An 18,976-nucleotide genomic window follows, 5' to 3' on the forward strand; every position below is an offset into this window, starting at 1 on the left:
TCGTCAGGCTCATAACCTGAAGGTCGCAGGTTCAAATCCTGCCCCCGCAACCAAATTCCTTCGCGTTATCAAACGCTTAAGCGCCGCCCTCCGGGGCGGCGTTTGCGTTTGGGACCACCGTGGAAGCACTGTGGAAGCAAGAGGGGCCGAAGTCCTTCGTGCTTCCACATGAGCAGTTGGGCTCAGCGCTCCTCGATGAAGACACTGCACTCTTTCGAGTGTGACATCAGATTGTCGATTCCCGCGGTCACGTCCCATCTCAGGTTTACCCTGTCGAAGAACTGAACACGACATTCGAGGCTGGTTTGAAAAGCGCCAGCGCCTCGCCGAGCGAGTTCGAGACTTTGCATCGCGCATTCAATCGCTTCGCGACCGACTTGGAGAAACGCTTGACCGCCTTGGAGCGGCAGCAGGCGGAATTACGGCAACTGTTGGAAGCTGGCTGACCCGGCGATCTGCGCTCCGGGAAGAAGCTGAGCAGAGCAAGCCGAAGCCGAGAAGCACGGCCCCCGCGTCGTTTTCGTATGGCCCGAAATTCTAAGGAAACGAAAGGACACAACCATGAAGACCGGACAAAGCATCATCGACCGGATTCAGGACGCCTTGGGCGAAATGGAAGACACAGGCTTTCTGGATGAGCTGGTTAACAACGCCGAAAAAATAGGGGAAAAGGCCGAACCGCCAGCGCCAAAAAATACCTCGGAAACAGATCAAACAGGCTGAACCGCTCCGACTTTTCAGACGGTGGATTTCAAATTCCAGCCGATCAGTCTTGCCGGTTCACGATACGGGCCTTGCCGTCTTTGGCGGCGGCCAGAAGGGTGCCTTGTAGTCTCGCGGTGAATTTCGAACTGAAAGCACCAAGCGGGGTTCGATCCTCAAAGACAAAGGAGCGCTCAAACACATCGCTGTTGAACTCGTCCAGCATGACCCAGCAGGGCTTTTCGGTGTCGAGGCCAGCGCGTTTGGCCTCGATCTCAGGAACTTCAATAGCAATCCGCCCGTCCATTGGAGGCTGCGTTGTGATGGGAACAATGAACAGCAATGTGTTGCCGTCCGCGTTGGCAGTGGTGACGGCCATGCAGACCGGGCGAGGCTTGCGGCCTTCTGTTTCGCCCTGAATTTGCTGGCGCTTCCAAAGAAATGGATAAGTGAAGACATCACCGGCGGCGGGCTTACGCATCTGGCGTCGCGCCATTGGCAAGGTCTCGCTCCAGAGCGGCGATCATCATGGCCTTCATCTCGGCGGGCATATCCTCCAAGGTGTGCGCCTGCTGATCCGTTGTGCCTGTCAGCGCCTCGTAGCGCTCAAGGCTCATCAGCACGAACCGTGGCTTGCGATGCTTGGTGATCGCCACCGGCGCGCGACTGGCCGCGTCGAGAATGTCACCCGTCTTGCGCGCCAGATCGGCGGCGGGAAAATTCTGAATGTCGGACATGGAACCCTCCTGTTTTGCCGTAATATACGTATTTTTCGCATAATGTGCAAGAGTGGAGGACTTAGCCCGATGCCACGATACCTATTCTTAATCAGCAGTCCAGAGACACCAAGGGTATGGCGTCCAGAGCCAGCCCCACCTTCCCCTGCCATTTGGGGGGCGATGTCAGGTGGGGCTGGGTACCCAACGGGAGCCGGAAAATCCACATGAGCGAGACGCCAAGTATCGAGCGATTGTGGGGTTTTCGGCGGCTTCGGTAGAGCGATAGGATGATAGCGACATGGCACTATCGCCCTATACTGCCACGCTCAGACCTCCAGCACGAATGCCGGATCGAACTCAACCTCTTCGCCCGGATACCCGCGCCCGTTCATGACGAAGCGGATAGGGCCATGTTTGCCCTTGCCAATCCAAACCTCGTTGTCGTGGCTGTGGCCGCAGATCCAGGTGTGGATGTCAAAGCTCCTGATCTCGGCCCATAGATCACTGGCGAACCCTGCACAGAGGGCGCGTTTGCTGTCATTGCCGACTTCGCGGGCAGGGTGAACCAGTTGGCGCACCGGGATGTGGTGGGTCATGACGATGGTCGGCCCGTCATGGGACTGGCGCAGCGCGTCCCAAATTGCCGCTTTGTCCATCGCGTGACGGTCGAGCATCGTGCGCACGCAGAACATGCGCCTGGGCGTGACGCCGATCCGCTGATAATCCATCAGACATTCCCCGACCATGCCCCATGCGAGGCCCTCCAGTTCGGGGAAGAGCTTCAAATCCGTCCAGAGCGGCGCGCCGATGATGCGCACGCCAGCGATTTCGGTGGCCGCGCCATGCAGCACTCGGATATCGAGGTCTTGGGCGTGCAGCTCGGCAAGCTGCCGTTCTTCTTCGGCTAACAATTTCGACCAGATCGACCCGTAGGGTTCGTGGTTACCCCAGATCACCACAACCGGGCAGCCATACTTGCGCGCGGCCCGTGCAGGGATATCCAGATGGCGGCCCATGGTATGCGTGTCGCCCGCGATCAGCACCCCGTCCACTGGCGCGGACAGGTCAGGCAGATCGAAACCTTCCCAAAATTCGTCGTGCAGGTCACTCCAGACCAGAAAACGAGCCATTTGGAACCTATACTGTTGCTTGCTTTCACCGACCTCGCTCGGTCATTGCGGCTTCGAAGATGTGAATTGGCATCGCTTTCATTCCAGCGGCTCTTGGACCTTCCACATCTGCAGACGGGGTGTCACCGGTAAAGAGAATTTCCGCGCAATCGAGCCCAAGCGCCTTGGCCACGCAGCCGTAAATATCCGGTTCGGGTTTTAAGAACCCCACCTGGTAGGACAGGATCATGGCGTCGGGCGGGTCTGGCAAAAGGTTTTGCAGAACAGCACCATAGGGCGTGGCCAGGTTGGAACATACTGCAATCCTGACCCCTTGGGCGCGCAGGTCTGCCCAGATCGCGTCAACGCCGGGGCGCAGGCGTACCGACAGCAATTCCGATGCGATTTCGGAAGCGACCTGATCAAGCAGCCCCTCGGGCAGGTCAACTTCAAGTGCGCCAGCCCAACTATCCAGCGCCCGATCTTCGCGCATTAGCCTGTGCCGAAGCGCCCGCGCAGCGGCAGGTTGCAGCGCGTCAATCAGGGGTCTGTAGGGTTTGCGCTTGTCGGTGATTTCAACAATGGTTCCAAAAACATCAAAGCAGACGGCCTTGATGTCATGATGGCCTGCGATGACTTGACCAGATTGTAGCATATCAGAACTCCTTGGCATTGTGTTCGACATCCGCCCAGTGCCGGTTCACGGGCAGGGTTTTGGCGCGGCGAGCGATATCCTCAAAGCGAACGGGCATGAAATCCCAGACATCGACGCCCGCGTTGACGCTGTTGCGCGACCCTTTCCATTGCCCATGGACGTGGCCGAAAATCTGAAGCGCGCCGCGCCGCGCACGGTTCCAGGTGATCATGGGGTAATGGCACAGGGTATGCGCCTGGTTGTCGGGGCCATCCTTGACCTCCGCCATGTGCGAAATGCTGTCCCACGGCAAGGCTAGTGTCGGTTCCAGATCGTGGTTGCCGATCACCAGATGTTTGCGGGCGCCGGGAAGCTGCCCGAAGATGGCTTCGAGATAGTTGGCCTCTTTGGCCTTTGGGCCGAAGGCAAAGTCACCGATGATCCAGAGATCATCCTCGGGCCGCACCCTGGACCACAGATTCTCGATCAGCACCGTGTCCATGTGGCCGGCATTGCGAAAGGGCCGTCCGCACAGCGCGATGACGTTCTCATGCCCGAAATGGGTGTCTGCTGTATACCAGTTGGTCATGTCCTTGCCTCCGTCATGCCAAGTGGCGGCGGCGTCGGAGGCGTTGCGGTGATAGGGGATCATCTATCGGCGAACAGCTCGTAGCCGCCCGCCGTTTTGCGGGCGCTAAATCAGGGTGATATGTGCGCGTACTGTGATCATGTGGGCCTCATAGCCGGTTTGCACAGTTTTGGCCAGTCGCCTACGGCGCGCCGTTCACGAAATCCTCTGCGGCCCGATTGAGCCGCGCCCAGTCCCGCACCCGCGCCTTCAGTTCGGCAAGTCGAGCGTCTTCTGTCGGGGTGCGGTTGCGCCCGCAGAGGTCGGCCAGTTCCTTGCGGTCGGCTTGGTACTTTGGGCTGTCGATCCAGTGAGTTTCCATGGCGGCTTTCCTATTCCTTGCGGTGCCAAAGCACTTCGGAGACATCGAATTTATGCGCCCTGAACAGGAAGAAGCCTCCGATCAGAACGAAAGGGGACCCCCACCACCAGATACCTTTGCCGTCGATAAACATCAGGCCCAGACCGATGATCAGAGTGAACGCGCCGATCTTGTAGATTTTCAGACGCTTGGCCCATTCGGGTGTCGTGTCCTTGGTTGCCTGGCAACTGGGGCAAACATCTGCCCGCGCGTCCATCTCTGTGTAGCAGAACGGGCATGTCTGGGTATCTGGTGCGATGTCAGCCATGGCGTCACAGGTCCATGTCGGCGGGCGCGACCGGCGCGTTGGTGGTCAAGGCTTCGAGGATTTGACGATCCACCTCGGCGACATGCTGGCGGATCAGATCGAAATCGGTCAGCGAAAAGCTGACGGATGAGAGCTGCGCGCCGCCGCTAACCCCAACCGTGAACAGCGCCGTGCAACCCGGCATGATCGGCGTTTCACGGTGTTGGCGAAAACGGTATTCGGCATCGGCACTGAAGCCCGTTGTGCAGGGTCGATACTGGATCGTCTTGCGCGCCCCGAACTGGCTGACAGTGGTGATCTCATGCAGCGGCTGGCCGTCGAGATCGGGGATGAAGCCATCCTCGCCCCACGCCCAGGTCGCGCTGCTTCCGTCGCGTTTTGAGGGCGGGCCATAGCGCTCTACCAACCATGCTTACCAAAGCGTTAACAGGCGCGTCGCGTGTCAGCCGAACCGCATGTTTGAAAAATGTTTGAAAAACGCGAAAACCGCCAAGCTGTTGCCTAGCGGCTTTTCGTTTCCGATCAATCGGTTGCAGTGGTGAGCCGTGCAGGATTCGAACCTGCGACCCACTGATTAAAAGTCAGTTGCTCTACCAACTGAGCTAACGGCCCACTCGAGGCCTGCTTCGTAGAAAACAGTGGCGGTGGGGTCAAGGGGAAAAAATGCGTTTTTCGATGCCGCTTCTGGATTTGTGTTTGAAGCCGGTCTATATGCGCGGTCATGCAGAATTTGGTGCTGAAAAACGGCCTTCCCTTTCTCAAGATGCATGGGCTGGGCAACGACTTCGTGGTGATCGACCGGCGCGTGGCAGCGGTACCCATGACGGGGGGGCTGGTTACGGCCATCGCGGACCGCCACCGGGGGGTGGGGTTCGATCAGCTTGCCTGTATCGATTCCTCGCAGTCGGCGGAGGCCGCCCTTGTTTTCTACAATGCAGACGGGTCTCTTTCCGCGGCTTGCGGCAATGCAACGCGCTGTATCGCCCGCTACCTGATGGAAGAAAGCGGCAAGACGGATCTGACACTGGAAACCGGGCGCGGGATTATCGCCGTGCGTGATGCCGGGGGGGGGGGGACCTCCGTCAACATGGGGCTGCCGCTTCTGAACTGGCGTGACATCCCCCTGGCGCAAGAAATGGACAGCCTGCATGTGCCGATCGGGGGAGATCCGGTCGCCACTGGCATGGGTAACCCGCATTGTACCTTCTTCGTGGAGGATGCCGAGGCGGTCGATCTGCCAGTCTTCGGTGCCGCCCATGAACACCACCCCCTGTTCCCGGAACGCACGAATGTTCAGGTGGCGCATCTGGTGGCGCCCGATCACCTGCGCATGCGGGTCTGGGAGCGCGGCGTGGGGGTGACGCTCGCCTCGGGGTCGTCCTCTTGCGCGACGGCGGTGGCAGCGGCGCGGCGCGGGCTGACGGGACGGCGGGTGCGTATCGACCTCGATGGGGGTCGGCTCGATATCGACTGGCAAGACGATGGTGTCTGGATGACCGGCCCGACCGCACATGTATTTGCCGGCACCCTGACACCAGACTTTCTGAGGGGCGTTCTGTGACACCGCGCTTCACCACGCTGGGGTGTCGCCTGAATGCCTTTGAAACCGAGGCGATGAAGGCACTCGCCGCCGAGGCCGGGGTGGAAGATGTGCTGGTGGTAAATACCTGTGCCGTTACCGCGGAGGCCGTGCGCAAGGCGCGTCAGGACATCCGCCGCCTGCGCCGGGACAACCCGCGGGCGCGGATCGTGGTGACCGGCTGTGCCGCGCAGACCGAGCCGGACCGTTTCGCGGCGATGGCGGAAGTGGATCTTGTACTCGGCAATGCCGAAAAGATGCGGGCGGAAACCTGGAGCGCCCTTGCCAGGGAGCCGGATTTCATCGGCGAGACGGAGAAGGTGCAGGTGGATGACATCATGTCTGTCACCGAAACCGCCGGGCACCTGATCGACGGCTTCGGGACCCGCAGCCGTGCCTATGTACAGATTCAGAACGGGTGCGATCACCGCTGTACCTTTTGCATCATTCCCTTTGGACGTGGCAATTCACGCTCTGTCCCTGCGGGCGTGGTGGTGGCGCAGATCCGCCGCCTTGTCGCGCGCGGGTATAATGAGGTCGTCCTGACCGGCGTAGACCTGACAAGCTGGGGCGCGGATCTGCCCGCACAGCCCCGGCTGGGGGACCTTGTGGGGCGTATTCTCCGGCTTGTGCCGGAGTTGCCGCGCCTGCGGATCAGTTCGATCGATTCAATCGAGGCGGACCCGGCGCTGATGCGGGCTCTTGCGGAGGAGGCGCGGCTGATGCCACATCTGCACCTGTCTTTGCAAGCGGGCGACGACATGATCCTCAAACGGATGAAGCGTCGGCATACCCGTGCGGATGCCATAGCCTTTTGCCGGGAGGCCCGCCGGCTGCGCCCGGAGATTACCTTCGGCGCCGATATCATCGCGGGTTTCCCGACCGAGACGGAGCCGATGTTCGAAAACTCCCTGCGCCTGGTGGCGGAATGTGACCTGACATGGCTGCATGTTTTCCCCTATTCCCCGCGCCCGGGCACGCCGGCGGCGCGTATGCCCCAGGTTGCCGGCGGCACCGTCCGGGAGCGGGCGGCCCGTCTGCGCGCGGCCGGTGAGGCGCAAGTAGTGCGGCATCTCGCGGCGCAGATCGGAAAGAGCCACAATATCTTGATGGAGTCGCCCCGCATGGGTCGGACGGAACAGTTCGCCGAGGTCGAATTTTCCACTGACCGCCCCGAAGGGAAAATCGTTTCCGCCGTGATTGCGGGGCAGGATGGCGCGCGTTTGCAGGTTCGTGAATAGACAGCCCCATGCGCCTGTCCTATCCTGACCGCATTGCAGGAAGGAAGACCCGATGCCACTGCCTCTTGCCCCGTTTGCAGGTGCGGCTCTGCGCTATGGCGCAGTTGCGCTGGCGGTTTACGCGCTGCGCAGCCGAATGTCTCCGGCTCCGCGCGACCAGCGTGTTGAAGATGCGCTCGACGATCTGGATGAGGGTGTCGGCCTGCGGCGCGATCCCGGTCAGGTCAGCGGTGGCGCCCGGCTGCGACGGACCATCCGCCTTGGCCCCGACGGGCCGGGGGTGGAGGTCGACGCCACGGCGTTCGGGCGGGTTCGGCTGCGCCGGGTCTGATCCGGGTCGCCGGCTGTGCCCCTTTTGCGGTGGGTGTTGCAGCATGGCAAGAATGGCAAATTCCCTGCAAAAGCGGTGCGAATGTATCTGGAACAATAGGTAAATGCTGCGCTAGAAGGTCCCAATAACGCTTGAGCCTTGAAATTGCGCTGGCCGGTACAGGGTGTCACGGGTATATGACTTCCGACATCTTGTCGTGCGTGCCCCGCAGGCCGTTCCTGCGCGGGTATGTCCGCTGGACGCAATCGTTTGTCGGGGCTAGGTAACCGGAGGAAAAGGCCGGGGAGTTCTTGGCCAGTTTTCGAATCGACCGCATCGCGGTCATGGAAAGGAGAATTCTCGTGTCACACGCAGAAGATCACGACGGCTCCCGCCGCGATTTCCTTTACTACGCCACGGCGGGTGCCGGTGCGGTCACGATTGGGGCAGCGGCCTGGCCCCTGATCGATCAGATGAACCCGTCGGCGGACGTTCAGGCGCTCAGCTCGATCCGGGTGGACGTGTCCAGCGTGGTGGAAGGTCAGCAGCTTACGATCAAATGGCTGGGCAAGCCGGTTTTCATCCGCCTGCGGACCGAAGCCGATATCGACCTGGCCCGCAGCGTGGATCTCGACGATCTCGTCGACACCGACTCGCGCAACCCCAACAAGCCCGGTCCCGCCACCGATGAGAACCGCACGCTCGATGATGAAGGCAAGTGGCTTGTGATGATTGGTGTCTGCACCCACCTGGGCTGCGTGCCGATCGGAAACGGCGCAGGCGATTACGGCGGCTGGTTCTGTCCCTGCCACGGATCGCACTACGATGCGGCCGGGCGGATTCGCAAAGGCCCCGCGCCGGAGAACCTGTATATCCCGGTCGCCTCTTTCGTTGACGAAACGACGATCAAACTCGGTTAAGGGAGACGCCGATGTCCGGTATTCCTCACGATCATTACGAGCCGAAAACCGGCTTGGAGAAATGGCTGCACCGGCGCCTGCCTGTTGTCAGCCTTATCTATGACACGCTCATGATCCCCACCCCCAAGAACCTGAACTGGATGTGGATCTGGGGCGTGATCCTGTTTTTCGCGCTGGTGCTCCAGCTTGTAACCGGAATCATCCTGGCGATGCACTATGTTCCGCATGTCGACATGGCCTTCGCCTCGGTCGAGCATATCATGCGCAACGTCAATGCCGGTCACATGATGCGGTATCTGCACTCCAACGGCGCGTCGCTGTTCTTCATCGCCGTTTATCTGCACATCTTCCGCGGGCTCTACTACGGGTCTTACAAGTCCCCGCGCGAGGTGACCTGGATCATCGGCATGCTGATCTATCTGGCCATGATGGCCACCGCATTCATGGGCTACGTGCTGCCATGGGGGCAGATGTCCTTCTGGGGCGCCACGGTGATCACCGGCCTGTTCGGCGCGATCCCGTGGATCGGCGAACCGATCCAGACCTGGCTGCTGGGCGGGCCCGCGGTGGGCAACGCAACGCTGAACCGCTTCTTCTCGCTGCACTACCTGCTGCCCTTCGTGATCCTGGGCCTTTCCATCGTGCATGTCTGGGCCTTCCACGCGACCGGCAACAACAACCCGGCCGGGGTCGAGGTGCGCCGCGAGTCCAAGGAAGTCGCCAAAAAGGATGCCGTGTCGTTCTGGCCCTACTTCGTTATCAAGGACCTGTTCGCGCTGGGCGTCATCCTGATCGTGTTCTTCGCGGTCGTGGGCTTCATGCCCAATTACCTTGGCCATCCGGACAACTACGTCCCCGCCGACCCGTTGGTGACCCCGGCCCATATCGTGCCCGAATGGTACTTTTTGCCGTTCTACGCCATCCTGCGCGCCTTCACCGCCGATGTTTGGGTTGTGATGCTGGCTGACTGGCTGACCTTCGGGATCGTCGATGCCAAGTTCTTTGGCGTGATCGCGATGTTCGGGTCAATTCTGGTCATGGTATTCCTGCCCTGGCTGGATACGTCTTCGGTTCGGTCGGGCCGTTATCGCCCGATGTTCAAATGGGCGTTCTGGCTTTTTGCTCTGAATTTCGTGGTCCTGACCTGGGCGGGCGCGATGCCGGCTGAAGGGGTATACACGGTTATCGCCCTGATCGGGTCGACCTACTGGTTCGCCTACTTCCTGATCATCCTGCCGGTTCTGGGTGTGATCGAGAAGCCGTTGCCGCTGCCGGCCACGATCGAGGAAGACTTCAACGCTCACTATGGTGACGCCGGCGCGGGTTCCGCCGTCAAGGCAACCCCGGCAGAGTGAAGGGATCGAAGAGATGCTGAAGAAACTTACGATTTCCGCAATTGCCGCCCTGTCCCTCGGGACGGGGGGCGCCCTGGCCGCCGAAGGCGGCGGGCATGTGACCAATTTCCAGTTTCCCTTCGAGGGTCCGTTCGGCAAATACGATCAGGCTCAGCTTCAGCGCGGCTTGCAGGTGTTTACCGAGCTTTGCTCGGCCTGCCATGGGATCCCGCGGGTCCCCTTCCGGTCGCTGGCCGATCCCGGTGGGCCGTCGCTGAGCGAAGAGGCGATGATTCAGTACACTGAACAGTGGGAGATCTTCGACCCGGAACTGGAAGACTGGCGGACCGCCAAGCCGACCGACCACTTCCCCGAAGGCACGGACGCACAGGCACCGGACCTCAGCCTTATGGCCAAGGCGCGGGCGGGCTTCCATGGTCCGGGGGGGACCGGTCTCAACCAGCTTCTGAATGGCATGGGGGGGCCGGAATACATCGCCAGCTACCTGCTCGCCTTTACGGATGAGTGGAAGGAAGAGGCCGGGTCCGTCTACTATGAGAACCCCGTCTTCTCGACAGGCTGGAGCGCGATGGCCCCAGTCCTTTACGGGGAAGACGTCGAATATGCCGATGGCGCCCCGAATGACCGGGTTTCCATCGCCAAGGACGTGTCCGCTTTCCTGATGTGGACGGCTGAACCGAAAATGATGGCCCGGAAACAGGCCGGCTTCATCTCGGTGATCTTCCTGACGGTTTTGACGGTGCTTTTGTACCTGACGAACAAGCGTCTCTGGGCCCCGATCAAAGGCCGCAAGAAAAGCTGAGGGGATTCCCCGAATCAGGCACGCGCCCCCGATCCGGGGGCGCGTTTGCTATCCAAGATAGCGGCGAAGTGCCGGGGGCGGGTTTCGCAAAAGCTGTATCGTTCCGTGTGGGGGCTGAACCAGCCCTTCGGCCACAAGACATGTGAGCGGCGCAATGGCGCGGGCATCTTCCGGGTCGTGGGTGACCATCAGAACCGTTGCTCCGGTTTCAGTTGCCAGATCCGCCACCAGCGCCAGCATGTCGGCTTTCAGCGCCGGCCCCAGTGCCGCGAAAGGTTCGTCCAGCAGCATCAGGGGTCGTCCGCGCAACAACATCCGTGCAAGGGCGGCGCGGCTGCGCTGTCCACCTGACAGGGTGGCGGGCTTGCGGCGTTCCATTCCGGCCAGCCCAACGCGCGCCAGTGAGTCCATCACGCTCTGGTGGTGTTCCGGTCCGAGGCGCAGATCGGAGCGCAGCCCCAGCCCGGCATTCTGGGCCACGGTAAGATGAGGAAACAGGTTGTTGTCCTGAAACAGGACCGAGACAGGACGCGCCCCCGGAGACAGGCCGTTCAGATCCGTTTCATTCCACAGGATACGCCCGGAGGCCGCAGGCACGAACCCGGCGATAACATCCAGCAACGTGGATTTTCCCGCTCCCGATGGCCCAAGGATCGCCACGGTCTGTCCGGTGGGCACACTGAAATCTGCGGCAAGTCGGAACCCATCAAGGACGATCTCAAGCGTTTCAAGCCTCAGCATAGGCACGCCCCCCTCTGTCAAAAATCCAGAACACCCCAAGGCTGAGACACAGAAGCAACAGCGCCGCGCCCGCCGCGGCCTCCATCCTGTATGCGGCCATCAGGCGGTAGAGTTGCAGGGGTAAGGTTGCCTGGGAAGAGTCCGCGAACAAGGCGATTACGCCCAGATCCCCCATTGAAAGTGCGGCCGACAGCCCCAGTGAAAACCCCAGGGGCCGTCTGAGCCGTGGCAAAAGCACCAGCCGCAGGCGTATACCGCCGCTCATACCCAGACTGTCGGCCAGTTTGCCATACCCGGCTTCGATTTCCGCCACGGCCGTGGCAAGGGCGCGCAGAGCGAAGGGCAGCGCCATGGCCGCATTGACCAGGGCCGTCACCGGCAGCGCCAGGGCGACCGGGTCGGCGACCGGGAACAGCAAGATGAACAACCCCGTGCCCATCACCAGCGGTGAGGCCGCGATGGAGACCGTGCCCGCCGCCTGGACCGCCCCGCCCAGGCGGGGACCCAACCGGCATGCTGCCATTGCCATCGGCAGGGCCAGCCCCACGGTCAGGGCGGCGGACCCGAGCGCCGTGACGAGCGACCGGCCGGCGGCGGCATATATACTGGCGGGCAGATCGGTCAGCCCAGCAAGTCCCTGCGCCACGATCATCCCCAGCGGCACCAGCAGGAACAGTGTTGCTCCCCCCAGCCAGAAACCGTCGGCCAGCCGGGCGTGCCGGGTTGCGCTGTCCCAGCGGGCAACGGCCCGGTCCAGCCCGGCCCCCATCCCCGCGGGGGACGATACCGCAAATGCCAGCCCCGCCGCAGCCCCGCACAATGCGAATTGGACCAGCGCCAGCTTGGCCGCGCGGGCAAGGTCGAATTCAAGCCGGAAGGCCTGGTAGATTGCGAGTTCGACAGTTGCCGCTTTTGGCCCGCCGCCGAGTGTCAGGACGACGGCAAAGCTCGTCATGCAGATCAGCAGGATTACGGCAAAAATGCCCGGCAGAACCGTCCGCAGCATCGGGGCCTCCAGCACCCGGCGCGTATCGGCGGGGGTAAATCCCAGCGCCGCGGCCAGGCGGAACCGCTCTGCCGGGATGGAAAGCCAGCCCTGTAACACCAGGCGTGTCGCCAGCGGCAGGTTCAAGAAGACATGCGCCAGCACCACGCCGGGCAGGCCGTAGATGTCCAGCGGATCCAGCCCGGCCCAAGTCAGCCCCTCCGAGATCAGTCCGCTGCGTCCGAATACGGCCAAAAGCCCCAGTACCGCCACGATGACCGGCAGGAGAAAGGGGGCGCCCAGCAGGGTGATCAGAAGCCCCCGGCCCCAAAAATTCCGCCGTGCCAGGGCCCGCGCCACGGGGATCGCCAGAATACAGGACAGCGTCGCCGACAGGACGGCCTGCAAGACGGTAAAGCGGATGGCGGCCCAATCCGCCGGGGCAAGCGCACCGAACCCTTCGGCTCGCCAGGCCACCGCGCCCAGCGTTCCGAAAGCCAGCGCCAGAATCAGCGCCGCCGCGGCGAGCCCCGCCGCTACCGGCTGAGCGCGGTGCGCCATTCCTCCAGCGCCGCGTCGCGCAGACGGGCGGCGTCCTCTGCGGGCAGTGTCAGCGGGGCAGGGGAAATGAGGGTCCCGAACCCCTCGGGCAGACCGGCGGCGGGGAGGCGCGCCGGGTACATCCAGTTGGTGGTGGGAATTACCGATTGGAACGCCTCTTCCAGCACAAAACGCAGGAAGGCGTCGGCCAGCTCGGGCTGATCGGTGGTGGCGGTCTTCGCGGCGACCTCGATCTGCATGTAGTGACCTTCTTCGAATTCTGCGGCGGCCTTGGTATCGTCGTCCTCGGCGATCAGGTGATAGGCGGGCGATGTGGTATAGGACAGCACCATGTCGGCCTCCCCGTTCAGGAACATGCCGTAGGCTTCCGACCAGCCCTTGGTGACCGTCAGCACATGGGGGGCAAGGCCGGCCCAGATTTCAGGAGCCTCGGTGCCATAGGCCGCCTTGACCCACATCAGCAGCCCCAGGCCGGGGGTGGAGGAGCGTGGGTCCTGGATCACGATTTTCAGGTCGTCGGGCGCGGCGGCAAGGGCGCGGAAGCTGGTGGGCGGCGTTTCAAGCCGCGTCCGGTCATAGACAAAGGCGAAATACCCCCAGTCATAGGGCAGGAACGTATCGTCCTTCCACGCCACGGGCAGGTCCAGCGCGATGTCGCCTTGCCCGTGCGCTGCGAAAAGTCCGCTGTCCCGCGCGGCTGCGGTCAGGTTGGTGTCCAGCCCCAAAACCACGTCGGCACGGGTGCGCGCACCTTCAAGCTTCAGACGGGCCAAAAGCGCCGCGCCATCGCCACCGGAGACGAATTGCAGGTCGCAGCCGCAGGTTTCCTCGAACGCGGCTTCGACCTTCGGGCCGGGGCCCCATTCGGAAATGAAGCTGTCATAGGTGTAAACGGTCAGAACGGGTGTTTCCGCCACGGCCATCGCGGCGCCCAGAACCCCCGCTGCGAAGATGGGTGTTTTCATGGTCATCCTCCATCAGGCGGGGAAGGTGGAGGCTTTCCATGCACCTTCCCTCCGCCGGTTTTAACCGGGTCAGGTTCAACGGGTTCGCGTTCGCGTCTCAGCCCGGCGGGCACCCCGAGGTGGCGCGACCCTAGCCCGCCCGGGGGCCTGCGGCAAGCGAAACCCCTTGAGAGGTGCGCCCCCGCCCGGTATTTCCAAGGCAAAGGAGATTTTCATGAGCCTGAACAGTTTCGGCCACCTGTTTCGCGTGACCACCTGGGGCGAAAGCCATGGGCCCGCTCTGGGGGCGACGCTGGATGGTTGTCCGCCCGGCGTTCCGGTCGAGGCGGCGGCGCTTCAGCACTGGCTTGACCGGCGCAAACCCGGCCAGAGCCGCTTTGTCACTCAAAGAAAGGAACCCGATGCGGTGGAGATCCTCTCCGGCGTATTCGATGGACAAAGCACCGGTACGCCGATTCAACTCATGATCCGCAACACGGATCAGCGATCCAAGGATTACGGCGATATTGTGGAAAAGTTTCGCCCTGGCCATGCGGACATCACCTATTGGCAAAAATACGGAATCCGGGATTATCGCGGGGGCGGGCGATCCTCGGCGCGGGAAACGGCGGCGCGTGTGGCTGCGGGCGGCGTGGCGCGGGCAGCGCTGGGCGTGCTGACGCCGGAGGTGGAGATCATCGGTTACATGGTGCAGGTCGGCCCGCACGGAATTGCCCGCGCCCGCTTCGACCGGGACGAAATCGGGCGCAACCCGTTCTGGTCCCCCGATGCGCAGGCCGCCGAAACTTGGGGGGATTATCTGGACGGGTTGCGCAAGGCGGGCGATTCCGTCGGGGCCGTCGTCGAGGTAACGGCGCGCAACGTGCCCGCCGGGCTGGGCGCACCGGTTTACGGCAAGCTGGATACCGACCTTGCCGCCGCGATGATGAGCATCAACGCCGTCAAGGCCGTCGAGATCGGTGAGGGCATGGCCGCGGCCACCCTGACGGGCAGCCAGAATGCCGATGAGATATTCATGGGGCCGCAGGGGCCTGTTTACGCATCCAACCATGCAGGGGGCATTCTGGGGGGTATTTCCACCGGACAGGACATCGTCGTGCGGTTCGCGGTGAAGCCGACCTCTTCGATCCTTACGCCAAGGCAGACCATTACCAGGTCGGGCGAAGAGGTGCAGATCATCACCAGGGGCCGCCATGACCCCTGCGTGGGGATTCGCGCCGTTCCCGTGGCGGAGGCGATGATGGCCTGCGTGTTGCTGGACCATGTTTTGCTGCATCGCGGCCAGGTGGGAGGCAACCGGGGCCGGATCGGCTAGGCCCGTTTCGAAAGCTGCACCGCCAGAATGCCGGCCATGATGATGGCGACCCCGATCATGTCCACCGGGCCGAATGTTTCCCCCAGCAGGAGTGCGGCGATGCCGACCCCGAAAAACGGGCTGAGAAAGTGGAACGTTGCCGCCCGCACCGCGCCTACCTGGCGAACCAGCAGGAACCAGATCAGTGTGGCGATGAGGCCGGGGAACAGGATTGTGTAGGCAAAGGCCAGCCCCAGCGGCCATGATGGCGTGACCTGCCAGATCTCGCCGCGTGTCAGCGATGCCACCGCCAGCGCCCCCGCGCCGATCAGCATCTGCAGCCCCACGATCATCAGGATGTTCCCCCCTGCGGACGCCCCCCTTACCACCAGCGTCGCCACCGCCAGTGCGATGGTGGCGATAAGACACAGGCCCAACCCATAGAGATCCACTCCGCCCGAAATGCGGCTGCCCATGATCAGCGCCACCCCGGCGAAGCCGACGGCCAGCCCGGCCATTCCCAGCGGACGCATCCGTTCGCCCATGATCCGGCCGAAAAGCGCCACCAGCAAGGGCATGGCCGAAGCGATGATGGCAGCCATCCCGGCCTCGATCGTTTGCATGGCGACGAAGTTCATCCCCAGGTAAAGGCCGTTTTGGCAAAACCCGAAGATGATCGTGGCGCGCCATTGCTCGGCTGTCAGCCGCCAGCTTTGCCCCAGGGCCAGAGCCAATGCGACCCCCAGCGTTCCGGAGATGAAAAACCGCAGTGCCAGAGCCCCCAATGGCGGGGCGTCGGCCACGATGATTCGTGCCGAGGTGAACGCCGATGCCCAAATAAAGGCAAAGGTTACCCCCATCGCCAGTGCGCGAATATCCATGCTTTCCTCCGGCCAGCGAAAAGGGCCGCCCAAGGCGACCCTAATACACTGCCGGAAAGGCACAAGTCGGACTTAGCTGTTGACGCTGTCCTTGAGGGCCTTTGCGATGGTCATTTTCACGACCTTGTCGGCTTCCTTCTTGATCTGCTCGCCGGTCGCGGGATTGCGCACCATGCGTTCGGGCCGTTCGCGGCAGTAGATCTTGCCCACGCCGGGCAGCGTGACCGCGCCGCCTTGCGACACTTCGCGGGTGATGACACCAACGATCGCGTCCAGCGCGGCCCCGGCAGTTTTCTTGTCGGCGCCCATTTCGTCGGCAAGGGCCGCAACCAGCTGGGTCTTGGTCATCGGTTTCGCCATGTAACTCTCCTCGTTCCTGCCCATTGGGGCTTATCAGGCCAGTCTAACGGTATATTGGGGAAGGACACAACGATTTGTAGCGTCCGAACCCTTGTTTTACGTATCTTGAAGCGATTTTTCGCCTCACAAGAAGGCTGTTTCCTCGAAACTGCGCAACTTCCGGCTGTGGATACGTTCAAGTGGCATGTCGCGCAAGGTTTCCATTGCACGGATTCCGATGGCAAGATGGCGCGAAACCTGTGTGCGGTAGAAATCCGATGCCATGCCGGGCAGCTTCAGTTCTCCGTGGAGCGGCTTGTCGGAAACACACAAAAGCGTGCCGTAAGGCACCCTGAAGCGAAACCCGTTGGCGGCGATGGTGGCACTTTCCATGTCAAGTGCGATGGCGCGCGACTGGGACAACCGTTGTACCGGGCCGGACTGGTCGCGCAGTTCCCAGTTGCGGTTGTCGATCGTCGCTACGGTGCCGGTGCGCATGATACGCTTGAGCCCGTAGCCCTCCAGCCGGGTCAGTTCCGCCACGGCCTGTTCCAGCGCGATCTGGATCTCGGCCAGTGCCGGGATCGGAACCCATACGGGCAGGTCGTCGTCCAGCACATGGTCTTCGCGAAGATAGGCATGGGCAAGGACGAAATCGCCCAGCCGCTGAGAGTTTCGAAGCCCGGCGCAGTGCCCCACCATCAGCCATGCATGTGGGCGCAGGACGGCAATGTGGTCCGTTGCCGTTTTGGCGTTCGATGGCCCGACGCCGATATTGACCAGCGTCACACCCTGCCCGTCTGGACGCTTGAGGTGAAATGTCGGCATCTGGGGCAGCTTGTCCGGCAGGGGGAGGGGCGCGTCGGGGGCAGTGATTTTTGCGTTGCCGGGGCCGACGAGGGCGGTATACCCGCTTTCCGGATCGGCCAGCACCTTGCGGGCATGGGCTTCGAACTCCTCCACGTAGAACTGATAGTTGGTAAACAGAACGTGGTTCTGGAAATGCTCGGGCGAGGTGGCCGTGTAGTGGCTGAGCCGTGCCAGGGAGTAATCCACCCGTTGCGCAGTGAAAGGTGCCAGAGGACGCGCGCCGTCGGGGTAGGTGAAGCTCAGCCCGTTCACGATATCGTCATGGGTGATGTTGAGGTCCGGCACGTCGAACACATCGCGCAGGGGAAAATCCAGAACGCCTTCCTGTGGCACGGTAACTTCCGCACCCCCGGCGGCCACGGCAAAGTGGACGGGAACCGGGGTCTGGGATGGACCGATCAGTACCGGTACGCCGTGGTTTTCCAAAAGCAGGCCGATCTGTTGTTTCAGGTAATGCGCGAACAGGTCCGGCCGGGTGATGGTGGCCGCGAATGTACCCGGCTCCGCCACGTGGCCAAAGCTGAGCCGGCTGTCCACCTGGGCATAACTTGTGGTGGTCAGGCGAATCTCCGGGTACATCGCGCGATAGCGCCGCCCTTGCGCGCCCTGGCGGATCGTCTCACTGAATTTCCGGCGCAGAAAGGTCGTGGAGTTTTCATAGAGTTCGCACAGCCGGGCAACGGCCGCCGTCGCGTCGGTGAAGGCTTCGGGGTCGGGCTGGCCCGGCATTTCAAGGGGCAGGTCGGCGGCATCTTGCATGGTCGCTCCTTTCGGTCCTTCGGCTCAATGTGGCTTGTTGGGGGGATGATGCAAGGCCGATATGCTTGCGTCTTCCGCGCCATGGCCCCATCTTCGCGCAATGACTAAAACGCTTCTTTCCTTCGGACACGGGTACTCCGCGCAGGCGCTGGGCCGCAAGCTGGGTGCAGAGTGGCGGATCGTCGGGACAACGCGAAGCCCGGAAAAGGCCGGGGTTTTGCGTGATCAGGGAGTCGCGGCGGTAATCTGGCCCGGAACGGATCTGCGTCCCCTGCTTGGGGAAGCGACCCATGTACTCAGTTCCGTTCCGCCAGGGTCGGGGGGCGATCCCGTGGTGGCGGCACTGGCGGCGGACCTGGCCCGTGCCCCGCGCCTGGAGTGGGCGGGATATCTTTCCACCACAGGGGTTTACGGGAATCAGGATGGGGGCTGGGTAGATGAAACCGCGCCGCTGACGCCGTCCTCCCCCCGTGGGCGCGCCCGCGTCGGGGCCGAGGCCGCCTGGGTCGCACTGGGCCTGCCGCTGCATATCTTCCGATTGGCGGGAATATATGGGCCGGGGCGGTCGCCGCTGACGCGGGTGGCCTCGGGGCGAGCGCAGCGGATCATAAAGCCCGGCCAGGTGTTCTGCCGCATCCATGTCGAAGATATTGCGAACGTTCTGGCCGCCTCGATCGCGCGACCGGCGCCCGGCACGGTTTACAACGTTGCCGACGATCTGCCTGCGCCGCCCCAGGACGTTCTGGAAGAGGCCGCGCGCCTGTTAGGGGTGGCGCCGCCTCCGGAAGTGCCTTTCGACAAGGCTGCGATGTCGCCCATGTCGCGCAGTTTTTACGCGGAGTCCCGTCGGGTTTCGAACCGCCGCATCCGCGAGGATCTGGGGGTCGCGCTCACCTATCCCGATTACCGTGCGGGGTTGTGGGCCTTGGCTCACGCAAACGGAACTTGATCCC

The 18,976-nt window shown here is 62.5% G+C and carries 23 protein-coding genes, 1 tRNA gene and 1 riboswitch; of the genes, 9 read left to right on the forward strand and 15 right to left on the reverse strand.

Annotated features, from left to right (window positions below):
• Positions 1-561 precede the first annotated feature (561 nt).
• Positions 562-723, forward strand: a complete 162-nt coding sequence (locus tag C8N32_RS15020) for a hypothetical protein (protein WP_170106803.1) — start codon at positions 562-564, stop codon at positions 721-723.
• Positions 724-766: 43 nt separating this feature from the next.
• Here C8N32_RS15020 and C8N32_RS12510 read toward each other — a convergent pair whose 3' ends face one another.
• The 9 genes from C8N32_RS12510 to C8N32_RS12550 form a co-directional block, all read right to left on the reverse strand.
• A complete protein-coding gene (locus C8N32_RS12510; RefSeq protein WP_170106804.1) occupies positions 767-1,183 on the reverse strand; it encodes a type II toxin-antitoxin system PemK/MazF family toxin in 417 nt (138 codons plus the stop codon).
• Positions 1,176-1,439 carry a type II toxin-antitoxin system prevent-host-death family antitoxin gene (locus C8N32_RS12515; RefSeq protein ID WP_201132317.1) on the reverse strand — a complete coding sequence of 88 codons (264 nt, stop codon included), beginning with the start codon at positions 1,437-1,439 and terminating at the stop codon, positions 1,176-1,178. The genes C8N32_RS12510 and C8N32_RS12515 overlap by 8 nt, the downstream gene beginning before the upstream one ends.
• Before the next feature lie 308 nt (positions 1,440-1,747).
• Positions 1,748-2,551, reverse strand: coding sequence for a metallophosphoesterase (locus C8N32_RS12520; protein WP_107893328.1), 804 nt, complete (start codon positions 2,549-2,551; stop codon positions 1,748-1,750).
• Positions 2,552-2,576: 25 nt separating this feature from the next.
• A complete protein-coding gene (locus C8N32_RS12525) occupies positions 2,577-3,215 on the reverse strand; it encodes an HAD family hydrolase (RefSeq protein ID WP_107893329.1) in 639 nt (212 codons plus the stop codon).
• Positions 3,187-3,753: a metallophosphoesterase gene (locus C8N32_RS12530; protein ID WP_107893367.1), complete on the reverse strand. Its 567-nt coding sequence runs from the start codon at positions 3,751-3,753 to the stop codon at positions 3,187-3,189. The genes C8N32_RS12525 and C8N32_RS12530 overlap by 29 nt, the downstream gene beginning before the upstream one ends.
• A 181-nt stretch (positions 3,754-3,934) precedes the next feature.
• The gene (locus C8N32_RS12535; RefSeq protein ID WP_107893330.1) at positions 3,935-4,114 is read right to left on the reverse strand and encodes a hypothetical protein; all 180 of its coding nucleotides are present in this window, start codon (positions 4,112-4,114) and stop codon (positions 3,935-3,937) included.
• Between the two features lie 10 nt (positions 4,115-4,124).
• Entirely contained in the window at positions 4,125-4,421 is a 297-nt protein-coding gene (locus C8N32_RS12540; RefSeq protein WP_146159714.1) for a hypothetical protein, read from the reverse strand.
• 4 nt (positions 4,422-4,425) lie between these two features.
• On the reverse strand, positions 4,426-4,827 hold the full coding sequence (locus C8N32_RS12545) for a hypothetical protein (RefSeq protein WP_107893332.1): 402 nt from the start codon (positions 4,825-4,827) through the stop codon (positions 4,426-4,428).
• Between the two features lie 130 nt (positions 4,828-4,957).
• Positions 4,958-5,033 (reverse strand) — tRNA-Lys (locus C8N32_RS12550).
• A gap of 109 nt (positions 5,034-5,142) precedes the next feature.
• Between C8N32_RS12550 and dapF the strand changes: the two genes are divergently transcribed.
• The 6 genes from dapF (at position 5,143) to C8N32_RS12580 (ending at position 10,628) form a co-directional block, all read left to right on the forward strand.
• On the forward strand, positions 5,143-5,982 hold the full coding sequence (dapF, locus tag C8N32_RS12555) for a diaminopimelate epimerase (protein ID WP_107893333.1): 840 nt from the start codon (positions 5,143-5,145) through the stop codon (positions 5,980-5,982).
• Positions 5,979-7,241 carry a tRNA (N(6)-L-threonylcarbamoyladenosine(37)-C(2))-methylthiotransferase MtaB gene (mtaB, locus tag C8N32_RS12560; protein ID WP_107893334.1) on the forward strand — a complete coding sequence of 421 codons (1,263 nt, stop codon included), beginning with the start codon at positions 5,979-5,981 and terminating at the stop codon, positions 7,239-7,241. The genes dapF and mtaB overlap by 4 nt, the downstream gene beginning before the upstream one ends.
• Positions 7,242-7,293: 52 nt before the next feature.
• Complete coding sequence (locus tag C8N32_RS12565; RefSeq protein WP_107893335.1) at positions 7,294-7,572, forward strand: hypothetical protein; 279 nt, start codon at positions 7,294-7,296, stop codon at positions 7,570-7,572.
• A gap of 341 nt (positions 7,573-7,913) precedes the next feature.
• Entirely contained in the window at positions 7,914-8,471 is a 558-nt protein-coding gene (gene petA / locus C8N32_RS12570) for a ubiquinol-cytochrome c reductase iron-sulfur subunit (RefSeq protein ID WP_107893368.1), read from the forward strand.
• Positions 8,472-8,482: 11 nt separating this feature from the next.
• The gene (locus tag C8N32_RS12575; protein WP_107893336.1) at positions 8,483-9,826 is read left to right on the forward strand and encodes a cytochrome b; all 1,344 of its coding nucleotides are present in this window, start codon (positions 8,483-8,485) and stop codon (positions 9,824-9,826) included.
• A 13-nt stretch (positions 9,827-9,839) separates the two neighbouring features.
• On the forward strand, positions 9,840-10,628 hold the full coding sequence (locus C8N32_RS12580; protein WP_107893369.1) for a cytochrome c1: 789 nt from the start codon (positions 9,840-9,842) through the stop codon (positions 10,626-10,628).
• 48 nt (positions 10,629-10,676) lie between these two features.
• Here the strand turns inward: C8N32_RS12580 and C8N32_RS12585 are convergent, their stop codons facing one another.
• Genes C8N32_RS12585 through thiB form a run of 3 tightly spaced genes read right to left on the reverse strand, consistent with a single transcriptional unit; the run spans position 10,677 to position 13,880 of the window.
• Entirely contained in the window at positions 10,677-11,369 is a 693-nt protein-coding gene (locus C8N32_RS12585; protein ID WP_107893337.1) for a thiamine ABC transporter ATP-binding protein, read from the reverse strand.
• On the reverse strand, positions 11,356-12,915 hold the full coding sequence (locus tag C8N32_RS12590) for a thiamine/thiamine pyrophosphate ABC transporter permease ThiP (RefSeq protein WP_107893338.1): 1,560 nt from the start codon (positions 12,913-12,915) through the stop codon (positions 11,356-11,358). Before C8N32_RS12590 ends, C8N32_RS12585 begins: the two co-directional genes overlap by 14 nt.
• On the reverse strand, positions 12,891-13,880 hold the full coding sequence (thiB, locus tag C8N32_RS12595; protein ID WP_107893370.1) for a thiamine ABC transporter substrate binding subunit: 990 nt from the start codon (positions 13,878-13,880) through the stop codon (positions 12,891-12,893). Before thiB ends, C8N32_RS12590 begins: the two co-directional genes overlap by 25 nt.
• A 29-nt stretch (positions 13,881-13,909) precedes the next feature.
• Positions 13,910-14,007, reverse strand: a riboswitch (TPP riboswitch).
• A gap of 87 nt (positions 14,008-14,094) precedes the next feature.
• On the opposite strand from thiB, the gene aroC reads away from it, so the two are divergent.
• Positions 14,095-15,195: a chorismate synthase gene (gene aroC, locus C8N32_RS12600; protein WP_107893339.1), complete on the forward strand. Its 1,101-nt coding sequence runs from the start codon at positions 14,095-14,097 to the stop codon at positions 15,193-15,195.
• Here aroC and C8N32_RS12605 read toward each other — a convergent pair.
• The 3 genes from C8N32_RS12605 to C8N32_RS12615 form a co-directional block, all read right to left on the reverse strand.
• Positions 15,192-16,055, reverse strand: a complete 864-nt coding sequence (locus tag C8N32_RS12605; protein ID WP_107893340.1) for a DMT family transporter — start codon at positions 16,053-16,055, stop codon at positions 15,192-15,194. The genes aroC and C8N32_RS12605 overlap by 4 nt on opposite strands.
• Before the next feature lie 72 nt (positions 16,056-16,127).
• Positions 16,128-16,415 carry an HU family DNA-binding protein gene (locus C8N32_RS12610; RefSeq protein WP_107893341.1) on the reverse strand — a complete coding sequence of 96 codons (288 nt, stop codon included), beginning with the start codon at positions 16,413-16,415 and terminating at the stop codon, positions 16,128-16,130.
• Between the two features lie 123 nt (positions 16,416-16,538).
• The gene (locus tag C8N32_RS12615; RefSeq protein WP_107893342.1) at positions 16,539-18,023 is read right to left on the reverse strand and encodes an AMP nucleosidase; all 1,485 of its coding nucleotides are present in this window, start codon (positions 18,021-18,023) and stop codon (positions 16,539-16,541) included.
• Positions 18,024-18,123: 100 nt separating this feature from the next.
• On the opposite strand from C8N32_RS12615, the gene C8N32_RS12620 reads away from it, so the two are divergent.
• Positions 18,124-18,972, forward strand: a complete 849-nt coding sequence (locus C8N32_RS12620) for an SDR family oxidoreductase (RefSeq protein WP_107893371.1) — start codon at positions 18,124-18,126, stop codon at positions 18,970-18,972.
• Positions 18,973-18,976 lie beyond the last annotated feature (4 nt).

It is taken from the genome of Rhodovulum imhoffii (genome assembly GCF_003046545.1).
Classification (GTDB): domain Bacteria; phylum Pseudomonadota; class Alphaproteobacteria; order Rhodobacterales; family Rhodobacteraceae; genus Rhodovulum; species Rhodovulum imhoffii.

What these genes read in the sequence shown, in the direction of transcription:
- C8N32_RS15020 (WP_170106803.1), top strand. Translation starts at nt 562, where the DNA reads ATGAAGACCGGACAAAGCATCATCGACCGGATTCAGGACGCCTTGGGC.
- C8N32_RS12510 (WP_170106804.1), bottom strand. Translation starts at nt 1,183, where the DNA reads ATGCGTAAGCCCGCCGCCGGTGATGTCTTCACTTATCCATTTCTTTGG.
- C8N32_RS12515 (WP_201132317.1), bottom strand. Translation starts at nt 1,439, where the DNA reads ATGTCCGACATTCAGAATTTTCCCGCCGCCGATCTGGCGCGCAAGACG.
- C8N32_RS12520 (WP_107893328.1), bottom strand. Translation starts at nt 2,551, where the DNA reads ATGGCTCGTTTTCTGGTCTGGAGTGACCTGCACGACGAATTTTGGGAA.
- C8N32_RS12525 (WP_107893329.1), bottom strand. Translation starts at nt 3,215, where the DNA reads ATGTCGAACACAATGCCAAGGAGTTCTGATATGCTACAATCTGGTCAA.
- C8N32_RS12530 (WP_107893367.1), bottom strand. Translation starts at nt 3,753, where the DNA reads ATGACCAACTGGTATACAGCAGACACCCATTTCGGGCATGAGAACGTC.
- C8N32_RS12535 (WP_107893330.1), bottom strand. Translation starts at nt 4,114, where the DNA reads ATGGAAACTCACTGGATCGACAGCCCAAAGTACCAAGCCGACCGCAAG.
- C8N32_RS12540 (WP_146159714.1), bottom strand. Translation starts at nt 4,421, where the DNA reads ATGGCTGACATCGCACCAGATACCCAGACATGCCCGTTCTGCTACACA.
- dapF (WP_107893333.1), top strand. Translation starts at nt 5,143, where the DNA reads ATGCAGAATTTGGTGCTGAAAAACGGCCTTCCCTTTCTCAAGATGCAT.
- C8N32_RS12565 (WP_107893335.1), top strand. Translation starts at nt 7,294, where the DNA reads ATGCCACTGCCTCTTGCCCCGTTTGCAGGTGCGGCTCTGCGCTATGGC.
- C8N32_RS12575 (WP_107893336.1), top strand. Translation starts at nt 8,483, where the DNA reads ATGTCCGGTATTCCTCACGATCATTACGAGCCGAAAACCGGCTTGGAG.
- C8N32_RS12580 (WP_107893369.1), top strand. Translation starts at nt 9,840, where the DNA reads ATGCTGAAGAAACTTACGATTTCCGCAATTGCCGCCCTGTCCCTCGGG.
- C8N32_RS12585 (WP_107893337.1), bottom strand. Translation starts at nt 11,369, where the DNA reads ATGCTGAGGCTTGAAACGCTTGAGATCGTCCTTGATGGGTTCCGACTT.
- C8N32_RS12590 (WP_107893338.1), bottom strand. Translation starts at nt 12,915, where the DNA reads ATGGCGCACCGCGCTCAGCCGGTAGCGGCGGGGCTCGCCGCGGCGGCG.
- thiB (WP_107893370.1), bottom strand. Translation starts at nt 13,880, where the DNA reads ATGAAAACACCCATCTTCGCAGCGGGGGTTCTGGGCGCCGCGATGGCC.
- aroC (WP_107893339.1), top strand. Translation starts at nt 14,095, where the DNA reads ATGAGCCTGAACAGTTTCGGCCACCTGTTTCGCGTGACCACCTGGGGC.
- C8N32_RS12605 (WP_107893340.1), bottom strand. Translation starts at nt 16,055, where the DNA reads ATGGATATTCGCGCACTGGCGATGGGGGTAACCTTTGCCTTTATTTGG.
- C8N32_RS12610 (WP_107893341.1), bottom strand. Translation starts at nt 16,415, where the DNA reads ATGGCGAAACCGATGACCAAGACCCAGCTGGTTGCGGCCCTTGCCGAC.
- C8N32_RS12615 (WP_107893342.1), bottom strand. Translation starts at nt 18,023, where the DNA reads ATGCAAGATGCCGCCGACCTGCCCCTTGAAATGCCGGGCCAGCCCGAC.
- C8N32_RS12620 (WP_107893371.1), top strand. Translation starts at nt 18,124, where the DNA reads ATGACTAAAACGCTTCTTTCCTTCGGACACGGGTACTCCGCGCAGGCG.